Annotated in this window: 11 protein-coding genes; all 11 read right to left on the bottom strand. The window is 42.5% G+C overall.

All coding sequences use genetic code 11. The features are described from left to right. Positions 1 to 7 precede the first annotated feature (7 nt). The gene (rimP, locus tag ERJ70_RS09170; protein WP_209368781.1) at positions 8 to 481 is read right to left on the bottom strand and encodes a ribosome maturation factor RimP; all 474 of its coding nucleotides are present in this window, start codon (positions 479 to 481) and stop codon (positions 8 to 10) included. Positions 482 to 910: 429 nt separating this feature from the next. Continuing rightward, positions 911 to 5,203, bottom strand: coding sequence for a PolC-type DNA polymerase III (locus ERJ70_RS09165; protein ID WP_209368779.1), 4,293 nt, complete (start codon positions 5,201 to 5,203; stop codon positions 911 to 913). Positions 5,204 to 5,360: 157 nt separating this feature from the next. Beyond that, positions 5,361 to 7,058 (bottom strand): proline--tRNA ligase, encoded by a 1,698-nt coding sequence (locus ERJ70_RS09160; RefSeq protein WP_209368777.1) that lies wholly within the window; start codon positions 7,056 to 7,058, stop codon positions 5,361 to 5,363. Positions 7,059 to 7,271: 213 nt separating this feature from the next. Continuing rightward, positions 7,272 to 8,528: an RIP metalloprotease RseP gene (gene rseP / locus ERJ70_RS09155; RefSeq protein WP_209368775.1), complete on the bottom strand. Its 1,257-nt coding sequence runs from the start codon at positions 8,526 to 8,528 to the stop codon at positions 7,272 to 7,274. Positions 8,529 to 8,543: 15 nt separating this feature from the next. Next, positions 8,544 to 9,689 (bottom strand): 1-deoxy-D-xylulose-5-phosphate reductoisomerase, encoded by a 1,146-nt coding sequence (gene dxr / locus ERJ70_RS09150; protein ID WP_209368773.1) that lies wholly within the window; start codon positions 9,687 to 9,689, stop codon positions 8,544 to 8,546. Between the two features lie 27 nt (positions 9,690 to 9,716). Further along, positions 9,717 to 10,508 (bottom strand): phosphatidate cytidylyltransferase, encoded by a 792-nt coding sequence (locus tag ERJ70_RS09145; RefSeq protein ID WP_209368771.1) that lies wholly within the window; start codon positions 10,506 to 10,508, stop codon positions 9,717 to 9,719. A 15-nt stretch (positions 10,509 to 10,523) separates the two neighbouring features. Beyond that, complete coding sequence (gene uppS, locus ERJ70_RS09140; RefSeq protein ID WP_209368770.1) at positions 10,524 to 11,294, bottom strand: undecaprenyl pyrophosphate synthase; 771 nt, start codon at positions 11,292 to 11,294, stop codon at positions 10,524 to 10,526. 148 nt (positions 11,295 to 11,442) lie between these two features. Continuing rightward, positions 11,443 to 12,000, bottom strand: coding sequence for a ribosome recycling factor (gene frr, locus ERJ70_RS09135; protein WP_209368768.1), 558 nt, complete (start codon positions 11,998 to 12,000; stop codon positions 11,443 to 11,445). 1 nt (position 12,001) lies between these two features. Beyond that, positions 12,002 to 12,724 carry a UMP kinase gene (gene pyrH, locus ERJ70_RS09130; RefSeq protein ID WP_209368766.1) on the bottom strand — a complete coding sequence of 241 codons (723 nt, stop codon included), beginning with the start codon at positions 12,722 to 12,724 and terminating at the stop codon, positions 12,002 to 12,004. 146 nt (positions 12,725 to 12,870) lie between these two features. Beyond that, the gene (gene tsf / locus ERJ70_RS09125) at positions 12,871 to 13,755 is read right to left on the bottom strand and encodes a translation elongation factor Ts (RefSeq protein WP_209368764.1); all 885 of its coding nucleotides are present in this window, start codon (positions 13,753 to 13,755) and stop codon (positions 12,871 to 12,873) included. 111 nt (positions 13,756 to 13,866) lie between these two features. Next, positions 13,867 to 14,613 carry a 30S ribosomal protein S2 gene (gene rpsB / locus ERJ70_RS09120; protein ID WP_209368762.1) on the bottom strand — a complete coding sequence of 249 codons (747 nt, stop codon included), beginning with the start codon at positions 14,611 to 14,613 and terminating at the stop codon, positions 13,867 to 13,869. Positions 14,614 to 14,707: the final 94 nt, after the last annotated feature.

Raw genomic sequence — 14,707 nt, 5'->3', positions numbered from 1 at the left:
TCCCCCTTTAGTTAAATGATACCGCCAAGCGCGCCTTTGCAACTTTATCGTACGGTAATTGTATCTCTTGTTTACGTGTCTTGACTTTCACTTCTAATGTGATGGTATCATCATCAAAACCCTTCAGTACACCTTCATACTCTTTTTCGCCATTTATCGGTTCATACAGCTTCACGTGAATATTGTTGTTGATATTCGCCTGAAAATCCTTTGGTTTCTTCAGCGGCCTTTCGGCACCAGGCGATGACACTTCCAAAAAATATGGAGTAGTCACCGGGTCTTCTGCATCCAGTTTTTCACTGAGCTGCTCGGAAACTTGGCCACATTCTTCAATGTCGACGCCACCTTCTTTGTCCACGAAAACGCGCAGGAACCAATTTTTACCTTCTTTTTCAAATTCAATGTCCACGAGTTCCAAATTCATTTCTTGCAATATAGGTTGAACAAGTTTTTCTGTTGTTTCGGTTACTTTTGCACTCAATTGGCACCCTCCTTTTACCACCTATACTATCCCGTCATGTAACGTTAGTATACTCAATTAGCTGCTGTTTCATTTTGAACGGGAAATCTTGCCCGCTTCCGGCCCCATCATTACAAAACCCTTGCCATTTAGATAATTGACAAGGGAACTCATCAGCTTCCAACCTATTACTGTGTTAACAAAAAGTGAGAAACAGAGGCCTCTAGCAGTGTGATAAACAATACTGACAGCTTTCACACAAAATAAAAACGACTCAGTATTGTGCACGCATCCTGTTCAGTCAAAAATAGTTCCATTGCAGAAAAAAGAAAAAGGTATGAAGAAAGAGTGGGTTTCACCCACTCTTTCTGCTTACGTATCAATGCTTACCATAGAAAATATACCATATCTAACAATTTAATGCAAGATAAAGCCTTTACAGCCTTATGACTAAAACAGAGATAGCTGATTTGCGTCTGCCATTCCTTCCAGACAGCCGTGATTATCCAGATACTCTAAAACGGTTTTGGAAATCCTGCTTCGCTCACGCAAGTCTTCCTTCGACAAAAACTCCCCTTCTTCACGGGCTTTGACAATGTTCAATGCAGCGTTCGTACCTAAGCCGTCCACAGCATTGAATGGTGGAATTAATGTGTTCCCGTCAACCAGAAAATCTGTTGCACTGGACTTATACAAGTCGACCTTTTGGAAAGAGAAACCTCTCGCATTCATTTCCAAAGCAATTTCCAAAACGGTCAGCAAACTCTTCTCTTTTGGCGAAGCATCGTTTCCTTTCACTGTGATTTCCTGGATTCTTTTTCTAATAGCGTCTGCTCCTTTAATCATCGTTTCTAATTCGAAGTCGCCGGCTCTGACCGTAAAGTAAGCGGAATAAAAGAAAATTGGGTAATGCACCTTGAAATAAGCAATACGCACGGCCATAAGTACATATGCTGCAGCATGGGCCTTCGGGAACATATACTTGATTTTCTTACATGATTCAATATACCAATCGGGTACATTGTGTTTTTTCATTTCTTCTATCCACTCATCTTGAAGCCCTTTTCCTTTCCTGACAAACTCCATGATTTTAAAAGCAAGCGATGCATCCAAACCCTTATGCATCAAGTAAACCATGATGTCATCGCGACACCCGATTACGTCAGGCAGTTCACATATGCCATCGTTAATCAATTGCTGTGCATTCCCAAGCCATACATCGGTACCATGAGACAATCCTGAGATAATTACTAATTCTGCAAAAGTTTTTGGATTGGTATCCTCCAGCATTTGACGCACAAATTTTGTACCAAATTCCGGTACACCGAGCGTTCCTGTCTTGCAATTTATTTCTTCAGCTGTGACTCCCAATGATTCCGGTCCGGAGAAAATTTTCATTACATCCGGATCGTCTGTCGGTATGGTTTTCGGATCAATTCCGCTTAAATCCTGAAGCATCCGGATAACAGTCGGATCATCGTGCCCGAGAATATCCAATTTCAATAAATTATCGTGGATGGAATGGAAATCAAAATGTGTGGTCTTCCATTCCGAGTTCCGATCGTCAGCCGGGTATTGAATAGGCGTAAAGTCATAAATTTCTTTATCATCCGGTACGACAATAATACCGCCAGGGTGCTGCCCGGTAGTACGCTTCACGCCGGTGCAGCCCTGAACCAGACGGTCGATTTCAGCATTTTTGTATTGTAGCTGATTGTCGCCTGCATACCCTTTTACATAACCATAGGCAGTCTTTTCCGCGACTGTACCGATCGTACCTGCACGATAAACCTTTTCCTCTCCAAACAAAACTTTCGTATAGTTATGTGCTTGTGGCTGGTATTCTCCAGAAAAATTCAAATCGATATCGGGTACTTTATCGCCTTTAAAGCCCAGAAACGTTTCAAACGGAATATCTTGTCCATCTTTCTTCAACGGTTGCCCGCATTCCGGGCAATCCTTGTCCGGCAAATCGAAGCCGCTACCGACCGATCCATCATTGAAAAATTCATTATGTTTGCATGACGGACAGACATAATGCGGAGGCAGCGGATTGACCTCCGTTATCTCGGTCAAGGTTGCAATCAAAGAAGATCCTACAGACCCCCTGGAGCCGACGAGATAACCATCGTCCAGAGATTTTTTCACCAGTTTGTGTGAGATCAAGTAAATGACCGCAAAACCATGCCCGATAATACTTTCCAGTTCTTTTTCAATCCGTTTGGTAACTATTTCTGGCAGCTCCTCACCATAGATGCTTTTCGCCATGCTGTAGCTCATTTCCCTAATTTCTTCTTCCGCACCATCGATGTTCGGCGTGTACAAATCTTCCTTAACAGGAGAGACTTCTTCAATTAAATCACTGATATATTGACTATTTTCGACAACGACTTCCTTTGCTTTCTCTTCACCCAGGAAGGAAAAACAATCCAACATTTCATCTGTTGTCCGGAAATGAACATCGGGCAATGTCTGACGGCTTAACGGATTGCCGTTCTGTGAAGAAATCAAAATTTGCCTGTACAATTTTTCATGCGGGTCAATATAATGGGTGTTACCCGTAGCGACGGCCTTCTTTCCCATCCCATCTGCCAGTTCCACTAAATTTTTCAAGATGTCATACAACTGAGCTTCATTTCCTACCAACTCTTTTTCAATTAAATGGTAATAATTTGAAGGGGGCTGTATCTCGATAAAATCATAGAATTCAGCAGCTTTTTCTGCCTCTTCCTTGGATTTTTGCATCATCGTTTCAAATACTTCCCCTTTGTCACATCCGGAACCAACCAGTATGCCTTCTCTCAGCTTTTGGAGTTGAGAACGTGGAATCCGTGGTACTCTGTAAAAATAGTCGACATGAGAGATAGATACCAGCTTGTAAATATTTTTCAAGCCTTCTGGATTCATAGCCAGCAACGTGCAGTGAAATGGTCTTGATCGCTGATAAGCATTGCCCTCTCCCATATGCTGATTGAATTGATTGTGGTTGACGATATTTTTTTGGAATGCTTGTTTGATCAGTTTCCAGAGCAAATACCCCGTTGCTTCGGCATCATAGATCGCCCGATGGTGCTGTGTCAGTTCGATATCAAGCATTTTACATAACGTATTCAATCGATGGTTTTTCAAGGACGGATAAAGAAAACGTGCAAGCTCTAACGTATCAATCACTGGGTTTCCAGCTTTTTCAAAACCGATTTTTTTTAGTCCTTCATTCAAGAATCCCATGTCGAAGCTCGCATTATGGGCAACTAGTACCGCATCGCTCATCCATTCATGAAAATCCTTCAATACCTCTCCGACTTCCGGTGCGTCTTTTACCATATCATCGGTAATTCCAGTTAAATCAATTGTCGTCTGTGATAAGGGGTGGTGCGGATTGGCAAAGGCTTCGAAACGATCGATGATTTCCCCGCCTTTCACCTTAACGGCTGCCAATTCTATAATCGTATCATAAACCGCAGATAAACCAGTTGTCTCTACGTCAAATACGACATAAACAGCGTCCTCCAGCTCTAAATCGGCTTCATTGTATGCAATAGGTACTCCATCATCGACAATATTTGCTTCCAGCCCATAGATAACTTTTATGCCATGTTTTTGTCCCGCAGCATAGGCTTCTGGATAGGACTGGACGACAGCATGATCAGTAATCGCCACAGCTGAATGCTTCCACTCAGCAGCTTGCTGTACTAGCTTACCAGCTGAAACAACGGCATCCATTTGGCTCATGGCAGTATGCGCATGCAGTTCTACTCGCTTTTCCCCTTCAGGGGCTTTGTCGTTTCTTTTTTCCGCCTTCACTTCGTTGATGTCTTGTACCATCATCGTCAGTTCATTGGTGAAATTATCTGTTTGAATGCTTCCTCGTGCTTTGATCCACATGCCTTGCTTTAATTTGGCGAATTTTTCGGCATCTTGATCTCCCTTGGAAAACATCTTCAACTGGAAAGAGTCCGTGTAATCCGTTACCTTTGCGATTAACAGATGCCTGCCAGAACGAAGCTCTCTGACTTCCGAGCTAAACACATATCCCTGCACTGTCATTTTCCGTTCTTCTTCCACGATATTTTCCATCGGAACGATTTCATCCTGAATTCTGTATCCAATGGTTAGCGGTCCTTCGAACGCACCTTCGGCTTTTTGTTTTTCTCTTTCCTGTTTGTCTTTGACAGCCTTCTGAACAAGCTGCTGATCTTCCAATGCTTTTTGTTCTCTGAATTTTTGTATGTTCTCTTGTTCGTCTCCAACTTCGACCGTCAATAAATAATTCATTGCTCCGATGGTTTGACAGTAGCTTTGGAAGCCGGGCTCTAATCTTTTTCGAAGTGCGTTGGCTTCTGCTTCATTTCTCGAAGTTAACATAATCTTATTACCGTTCACCTTAGGCACTTGTTCATGAACTAAATCCCGGTAAGCCGGGGATAAATCTGTAAGTGAATGAACAAAATGCTTCCAATAAGTACAAACATCGGTATCTGACAATGTTTTGTTTTCCGCATAAATCGTCCATTTAATCGCTGCGATCTGAGAAAAAGCATCCTGTAGTTTTGCAGTGAACAACTGATAGACAGAAGGTGGCAGAATTCGTGGTACATTTATGTGAAAATGCCATTGCTTGTGTTTCGTATGGACTTCCAATTTAGCGAGATAACTATCCTGAAAATGCTGTTGGATTAACTCATCGGGCATATCGATTTGCTTCAACAGTAAACCAAGCTTTTCTTTACCTGATATGTCCATTTTTCTTCCTCCCCAATTTACGACCATTTTACTTGATTTAGCAGTATGGCCAGGCTTCTTCGCCCTGAAGACAGGATTGAAAAAGCTTTTATTTTACAATTTTACTACTTTAGAAAACCCTTGTCATTAGAAAACAGACAAGGGTTTTGATTACCAATCAGACCAAGTTATTCAATTGTCCCAACAATTCCGACTCATGAATTTCTGTTTGTTCTCCTGTAGCTCGTTGTTTCAGTTCAACATACCCTTCATCAGCTCGTTTTCCTACTGTTATCCGGAGTGGAATACCAATTAAATCACTGTCGGCAAATTTGACGCCTGCTCTTTCCGCACGATCATCAAAAAGTATTTCAACACCTGCTGTCTTCAAGGAATCGTAAATTTTTTCAGCCAATTGCTGTTGCTCGGCTTTTTTCATATTCAAAGCCAGCAAGTGTACTTGGAATGGAGCTAGATGTGCCGGCCAGGTGATGCCTCTTTCATCGTGATATTGTTCAACAATTGCAGCAACCGTTCGAGACACTCCGATGCCATAACATCCCATGTTCATCGTTTTTGCTTTCCCCTGTTCATCCAAAACCGTAGCACCCATCCGTTCGGCATAAATGCTTCCTAGTTTGAAGACATGTCCGACTTCAATACCGCGAGCAAATTGAATGGTGCCTTTTCCATCGGGGGAAGGATCGCCTTCTTGAATAAAACGAAGATCGGCATAGGAATCTACTTTAAAATCGCGTCCCGGGTTAACATTGATAAAGTGATACCCATCTTTATTTGCTCCACAGGTAACATTGACGACACTTTTCACTGCCTGGTCGGCGACAACATTCATGTCGTCCGGTATGCCGATCGGTCCCAGTGAACCAAAACCAGCACCAAGTGCCGCTTTTGTTTCTTCTTCCGTAGCAAGTTCGACTGTCTCTGCTTTGTAAAGGTTCTTTAGCTTAATGTCATTTACTTCATGATCGCCTCTGGTAACAACCAACACTAAATTGCCATCTACTTTGAACATCAATGCCTTTAGACCTTTGTCAAGCGGGTGCTCTAAAAAGTCAGCAACCTCCTGCATCGTTTTTTTACCAGGAGTAGCTACTTCCTTCAACTCTTTTAATTCACCTTGTTCCGCTTTTAACGTAGCAGTTACAGGGGCCATTTCTATATTGGCGGCATATTCGGAGCTGTCTGAATAGGCAATTGTATCCTCGCCCACTTCTGACAGAACCATGAATTCATGTGTGTCTTTGCCGCCCATTGCTCCAGAATCAGCGATTACTGCCCGGAAATTCAATCCGCAGCGTCGGAATATATTCTCATATGCTTGGTACATCTTCTGATATACCTGATCAAGGCTGTCGAAGGAATCATGAAACGAATAGGCATCCTTCATGACAAATTCTCTGCCTCTCATCAAGCCGAATCGAGGACGTTTTTCATCTCTGAATTTCGTCTGAATTTGGTAAACAGTTAACGGTAGTCGTTTATAACTCTTTATCTCGTCCCTGATGACACTTGTTATGACTTCCTCGTGGGTAGCACCCAGTGCGAACTCACGGTCATGTCGATCGTTCAACCGCATTAACTCGGGACCAAAATTATGCCATCTGCCCGTTTCTTTCCAAAGCTCGGCGGGCTGCATGGCAGGCATGACCATTTCATTAGCTCCAATGTTATCCATTTCTTCTCTGATGATTGCTTCTACCTTTCGAAGCACTCGCTGCCCCATTGGCAAAAAGCTATAAACTCCGGATGCTATTTGACGTATGAAGCCTCCCCGAACCAACAATTGGTGGCTCTTGATTTCCGCATCAGCGGGAACCTCTTTAAGTGTCGGTATCAGCATGTTACTTTGTCTCATATGTATGTCACCTCAATTTTCTCCTGTCATCCTTCACTATGCATGCTAACCAAATTTGTAATAACCAGCCTTTACGGAAAGGCTGGTTTTAAAAAATTGTGCTTTCGTCCAAGAAAATATAGGATACGTCTAAACGTTGCGCATGATTTTTTCCATACCGAAAGGATAGGGAACTTCCTAAAAAACAGACCTATTCATATATTCAAATTGCAATTACAAGAACAATCGCTGAATATCGTTCCAGGTTACCACAATCATCAGCAACATTAACAACGCAAAACCGATAAAGTGGACAACACCTTCTTTTTGCGGATCTATCGGTTTTCCTCTTACTGCCTCGATTCCGACAAACAACAACCTTCCTCCATCGAGAGCAGGCAAAGGCAAAAGATTAATGATACCCAGGTTGATGCTTAACGCTGAGGTCCACATCAGTAAATTGAGCATCCCTGTTTGGACTACCTGGTCTGTAGCATCGTAGATGCCTACCGGACCGGATAGCATGTCAAGGGAAAATTGTCCTGTTACAAGCATGCTAAGGTTAACCAGAATTAGTTTGATCCACTCGTATGTCTGATTGACACTGTATGGAATTGCCTTTAACAAAGATTTTTCTGTTGCTGCCTGAACTCCGATCTGTCCAATTTCTTGATCTTGAGCTGCATTGCTCTTCGGTACTACTTGGACATCTACTTGCTCATTGTCTCTTTCAACCGTCATCGACAATTCTTCTTCCGGATGAGCCCGAACGATCTCAGTGAACTCTTCCCAAGTAGATATGGATGTATCCCCGATACGGATGACCTCGTCTCCATCCTGAAAGCCTGCTTCCTCAGCAGGGCTGTCGGAGACAACATTGCCGATAATAGCCCTGTCGGCAGGCACACCGTTTAACATTCCCAGCAAGAAAAAGATAACGGCAGCCAGCAGAAAATTCATCATCGGACCGGCAAATAGTTGCATTGCCCGTTGCAGCTTCGTCTTTGAAGCAAATTGTCTGTCATATGGCGCGATTTGCGTTTCCACTTCATCCATGACGAAACCTGCTTTGGGATCGATCGAAAAGGTGAGTTTTTCCTCTTCATCGATTTCATAACCTTCAATGATAAGTCGATGATCCAGATCCGCATGCTCCACTTCAATCACTCTTGCTTCTGGGTGCTTAGATTTATTGTTAACGATAATTTTGTTTACTGCTCCATCTGGATTAAACTCCAATCCTATATGCTGGCCCGGTTTCAATTCTATGATTTCCGGATCTTCACCTGCTACACGGACATAACCACCGATTGGAAGCAGGCGAATGGTATAAAGAGTTTCATTCTTTTTATTAGAAAAAATTTTGGGCCCGAAGCCTATGGCAAATTCCCTCACAAGCATTCCTGCTCGCTTGGCAAAAATAAAATGTCCAAACTCATGCACGAACACAAGCAGACCAAACATTAGAATGAATGCGATAATAGTATTCAACTGATGCACCTTCCTTTAATCTAAATAGGATAACACCTGTGATCTTGTCTGGCGATCCACTTCCAAAATAGTCTGCAAATCAGGCTGTTTAATGGATTGATGTGCATCCAGTGCTTTTTTGATCAACGCTTCTATTTGCAAAAAAGATATCTTGTCTTGCAAAAACAACTGTACTGCAGCTTCGTTTGCTGCATTCAGTACGGTGGTCATCGTTCCTCCCTCTTTACCGGCTTCATAAGCCATTTTCAAACAGGGGAATCTTTCTAGATCCATTTCAGAAAAATGCAGCTTGCCTATTTCAATTAAGTCTAACCTTTTTGTCCCTGATAATTCAAGTCTGTCAGGATAATTCAAAGCATATTGTATCGGAACGCGCATATCCGGAGTACCTAATTGGGCGATGACACTATTGTCAGCAAACTCCACCATTGAATGAATGACACTTTCTTTATGCATCATAACATCGATACGATCATAAGGTACACCGAACAACCAGTGAGCTTCAATTACCTCCAGGCCTTTGTTCATCATGGTTGCCGAATCTATAGTGATCTTTGCTCCCATATTCCAGTTAGGATGTTTTAATGCGTCTTCCCTTGTAACGCCGATCAAGTCTTCTCGGTTCCTATCGCGGAAACTCCCCCCGGATGCAGTTAAGATAAGCTGGTTCAATTGCTTCTCGTTCTCCCCGTTCAAACATTGAAAAATCGCCGAATGTTCACTGTCCACAGGAAGAATCTGCACACCATACTGTTTAGCTTTCTCCATGACAAGATGTCCTGCTGTGACCAAAGTCTCTTTATTAGCTAAAGCTACTTGTTTACGGTGCTCGATTGCCTGCAATGTAGCCTGCAAACCTATACTTCCCATTACGGCGTTGACAACGATATCCGTTTCACCCGCCGTGCTGATGGTTACCAACCCTTCTTTTCCTGCTACCACTTCTAGCCTGGGGAAAAAGTCTTGCAATTCGTGTTTGATTTTGTCATTTCCGACTACTACAATTTTAGGATTGAACTCTTTTATAATTGGTATAGCTTTATCAATATTTTCACCAAATCCCATCGCAAACAGGGAGAAAGCTTCAGGGTGTTCTCTGATAACATCAAGGGTTTGGAGCCCAATGGATCCAGTTGCCCCTAAAAGTGCTATGTTTTTCATGTGACACGCTCCTATATCTATTCCGGGCTAGGAAATAAAATGAATGAAATGCAACAACGGGAATATAAACAGCCAGCTATCAAACCGGTCGAGTATTCCACCGTGACCTGGGAGGATTTTGCCAGAATCCTTCACATCATAATGCCTTTTAAAAGCTGATTCGACCAAGTCTCCAATCTGCCCTACTGCCGACGCTATTATGGTGACCACAATAATAATCGGTAAAGAGTGCGGGAGGGGGAACAGCCAGTGGAAAAGGACGGCGATGACACAAGCAAGCAAAACACCCCCGATTGCACCCTCAACGGTTTTATTCGGACTAATTTGCGGCCAAAGTTTTTTCCTGCCGAAAGCTCGTCCAAAAAAATACGCCCCCGTATCGGTAGCCAATACCACAATGATGCCATAAAAAATAAAAATTGCACCAGCATCTCTGGCGTTCATAAAGTAATAAAAACCTGTACCGATATAAATAGCCGATAGTACCAGGAAACCCGCGTCTTCGAAAGTGAATTTATTTTTCACCAAAACGGTATATGACAACAGAAGCAGGACACCGATCAGCGTGATTTCCGCCTTGGTAATGGACAAAACATCCATGAGCTCCTGCTCGGTAACAGGGATAAGCAGTCCCCATAACAGCAAAATGGTAATCGCAAAAGGTATGAAATAGTTAATAGTCATCCTCATTTTCAACAGTTCCAGAAGGCCAATGGTTGCAATCAAATAAACGAGTGCTTTAAATACCCATCCTCCATAAAATACAATGGGAAAAAATAATACAATTGCAATCAAAGCAGTAATTATTCTTAACTTCATTTATCTCACATCACCTTATATCCCACCATAGCGGCGTTTTCTCTTTTGATAGTCACACAATGCCTTGTCAAACAGCTGCTCGTCAAAATCGGGCCACAGAACATCTGTAAACCAAAATTCCGTGTAAGCAGACTGCCACAACAGAAAATTACTGAGCCTTTGTTCGCCGCTGGTGCGAATCAGCAGGTCAGGGTCCGGCAGATTCTTTGTGTGCAAGTACTGGGAAAAAGATTCCTCATTCATGTCTTCCACCGACTTTTTTCCTGCCTGGACATCATCCAGGAAACATTTCATTGCTTCCATGATTTCATTTCTACTACCATAGTTTAATGCTATATTCAAGATTAATCCAGTATTATCCTTTGTTTGTTCCTTTGCCTTTTGAACTGCGTCCCTTGTATGTTTGGGCAGACCGTCAAACCGGCCGATTGTTTGTACTTTAACATTTTTCTGAACGAGTTCTGGTAAATATGTATTCAAAAATTCCATCGGCAATTTCATTAAATAATCGACTTCTGCTTTGGGGCGCCGCCAATTTTCTGTCGAAAAAGCGTAGAGGGTTAAAGCATCCAATTGATAACTGGATGCAGCCGAAACGATTTTTTTCACATTACTCATGCCTTCCTTGTGTCCAGCGACTCTCGGCATGCCCCTTTTTTTTGCCCAACGTCCGTTTCCATCCATAATGATCGCTACATGTTTTGGCATGGTATTTTTGTTCAAAGTGATTTGTTCATTTTGATTATATTTTTTTGTCTTACCTATAAAGGGAAGTTTGATTGGCATAGTAATCCTCCATCATGGGCTTACATTCCTTTTTGCTCTGACCAGGCAGGGCAGTGACGATAAGGGATTAGCTGTATTTTCCTTAACGTGCAAAAACCCCCTTAAGTAAAGAGGGTCTTTTCTACTTATTATTTTACATGTTATGCGGTCAAACTTCCATAATTTCTTTTTCTTTTTCCTTTGCAAGTGAATCTATATCCGCGATATGTTTGTCAGTAGCCTTTTGCACATCGTCTTGGAAGTCTCTTAAATCATCTTCTGTTAAATCGCCATTCTTTTCAGCCTTTTTCAATTGATCGTTGGATTCCCGACGGATATTGCGGACCTGAACCTTTCCTTCTTCACTATACTTTCCGACAACCTTGACCAGGTCTTTCCTGCGTTCTTCAGTCAAAGCAGGGATATTAATGCGAATCACATTTCCATCACTGGAAGGTGAAAGACCTAAATCCGCTTTTAAAATTGCTTTTTCGATATTAGCTGTAGCGGATTTATCAAAAGGCGTTATGACCAGCAGGCGGGCTTCAGGAGCCGAAACAGTTGCAAGCTGGTTGAGAGGTGTACTGGCTCCGTAATAATCGACATAGACACTGTCTAACAAAGAAGGGTTCGCCCTTCCCGCCCGAACTGTTGCAAGATTTTTGGAAAATGCCTGAACCGCTTGTGCCATTTTGTCATTTGTGTCCTTAATAATTGCTTGAGTCATGTTATTTCCCCCTTATTATAGTCCCGATTTTTTCACCTAACACGGCTTTTTTGATGTTTCCTTCTTCCATGATCGAAAAAACAAGCAGCGGAATATTATTATCCATACACAAAGTGGAAGCTGTAGAATCCATCACTCCCAATCCTTCATTCAAGATTTCAAGATAGGTAAGTTCTTCGTATTTGCGTGCGGTTTGGTCGATCTTTGGATCGGCCGTATAGACTCCGTCTACATTGTTTTTCGCCATCAAAATGACATCTGCCTCGACTTCGGCAGCTCTTAGTGCAGCTGTCGTATCAGTCGAGAAATATGGATTTCCCGTACCGGCAGCAAAAATGACTACCCTTTTTTTCTCAAGATGGCGAATAGCCTTTCTCCGAATATACGGTTCAGCCACTTGCCTCATCTCAATCGAGGTTTGAACGCGCGTTGGGATTCCGAAATTTTCCAGACTGTCCTGCAACGCAAGAGAATTCATTACTGTTGCCAACATCCCCATATAATCGGCATTCGCACGGTCCATCCCCATTTCGCTGCCAACTTTTCCTCTCCAGATGTTGCCTCCTCCGACAACAACGGCTACTTCTACGCCAAGTTCTGCAACTTCCTTCACTTGATCTGCTATCGATTGGATGATTTTTGGTTCGATTCCGTATCCCTGTTCACCGCTGAGAGCTTCTCCGCTTAATTTCAAAACAATTCTACGGTAGCGAGCTGTAGTCATAGGTTACCTCCAGTAATATGTATTTATTTTAAGATGAAAGATTGTTGAAAACAAGCAACAAGCACCCAGGGCAAGTTGCAGACTGGTTTCTTGTCAACCTGATGTGGAAAGAGGGAACACTATGTGTCCCCCCATCGTATCCAACATTATTTTTTCACTTGGCTCATTACCTCTTCAGCAAAGTTATCCTCGCGTTTTTCCATACCTTCACCGACTTGATAACGGATAAATCCTTTGACAGACGCACCTTTATCTTCCACATATTTCTTCACTTTTTGATCTGGGTCTTTCACAAAGCTTTGTTCAAGCAGGCAGATTTCCTCGAAAAACTTCCCAAGACGACCTTCTACCATTTTTTCAACAATATGCTCAGGCTTTCCTTCGTTAAGCGCTTGTGTTTTCAATACTTCGCGTTCTTTTTCCACTTCTTCAGCAGAAACTTCTTCTCTGGAAACATAACGAGGATTTACTGCGGCAATATGCATCGCCACATCTTTCGCAACAGCTTCATCCGTGGTTCCCTCAGCAACGACTAACACACCGATACTTCCGCCCATGTGCAAGTACGCACCGAATGCGTCATTATCGGTTTTTTCAGCTATAGTAAAACGGCGTAATGATAGTTTTTCACCGATCTTGGCAATGTTTGAATTGATATATTCCTGAACCGATTCACCTTCACCGTGCAGCTTTTGCTCCAAAGCAGCTTCGACAGACGCTGGTTTTTGCTCCAATAAATGCTTTGCCAACTCTGACAGCAAATTTTTGAACTGGTCATTCTTGGTAACGAAATCTGTTTCACAATTCACTTCCAAAATTACTGCCTGGTTGCCTTGCACTTCAATATGAGCAGAGCCTTCAGCTGCAATTCGGTCAGCTTTTTTGGCAGCTTTGGAAATTCCTTTTTCACGAAGATAATCAACCGCTTTGTCAAGATCGCCGTCGGTTTCTTGCAAAGCTTTTTTGCAGTCCATCATTCCTGCGCCTGTTTTTTCACGTAGTTCTTTTACCATTTTTGCAGTTACAGCCATTAAAAATTCCTCCTTATGATAGACCAGGAACATCCTTATCCTGGTAATTATCCAAACTCTTAAAAAAAGGTGATAAAAGGTCCCCCCCTTATCACCCTACTAAACCTTTTCTTACTCTTGTACTGCTTCCTCTGTTGCAGTTTCCTCGGTTTCAACTTCCGCTTCTTCTTCTGCTTCTCCCTGCTTCGCTTCCAGAATAGCATCTGCCATTTTAGAAGTAAGAAGCTTCACAGCACGAATAGCATCATCGTTAGCCGGAATAACATAGTCAATTTCATCAGGATCACAGTTTGTATCGACAATTCCGATAATAGGAATGTTCAATTTATGAGCCTCCGCAACAGCAATGCGCTCTTTACGAGGGTCGATAATGAACAAAGCATCCGGAAGTTTGTTCATCTCTTTGATTCCGCCAAGGAACTTGACGAGACGTTCTTTTTCTTTAAGCAATCCTACTACTTCTTTTTTAGGTAGTACTTCGAAAGTTCCGTCTTCTTCCATACGCTCGATATCTTTAAGACGTTTGATCCGTTTGCGGATTGTCTGGAAGTTAGTAAGTGTACCGCCCAACCAGCGTTGGTTGACATAGTACATGCCAGAACGAGTAGCTTCGTCACGAACTGATTCCTGTGCTTGTTTTTTGGTTCCTACGAAAAGGACAGAGCCGCCGTCTGCAGCAATATCTTTAACGTATTGATAAGCTTCATCAACCTTTTTAACGGTTTTTTGCAGGTCGATGATGTAAATGCCGTTACGCTCTGTGAAGATATATTTCTTCATCTTTGGATTCCAACGGCGTGTCTGATGTCCGAAATGAACACCAGCTTCAAGTAGTTGTTTCATTGAAATAACTGCCATGAAAAATTCCTCCTAATTGGTTTTTTGATCCTCCGCCTGTGTCCTCTTTGAGCAGGAACTAACCGACAGGCCAGCACCTCCTGTTCAAATCTAC

The organism is Sediminibacillus dalangtanensis, from assembly GCF_017792025.1.
Taxonomy (GTDB): Bacteria; Bacillota; Bacilli; order Bacillales; family Amphibacillaceae; genus Sediminibacillus; species Sediminibacillus dalangtanensis.
Note: the sequence above shows the minus strand (reverse complement) of the source record. Positions and strands in the feature narration are given on the sequence as shown.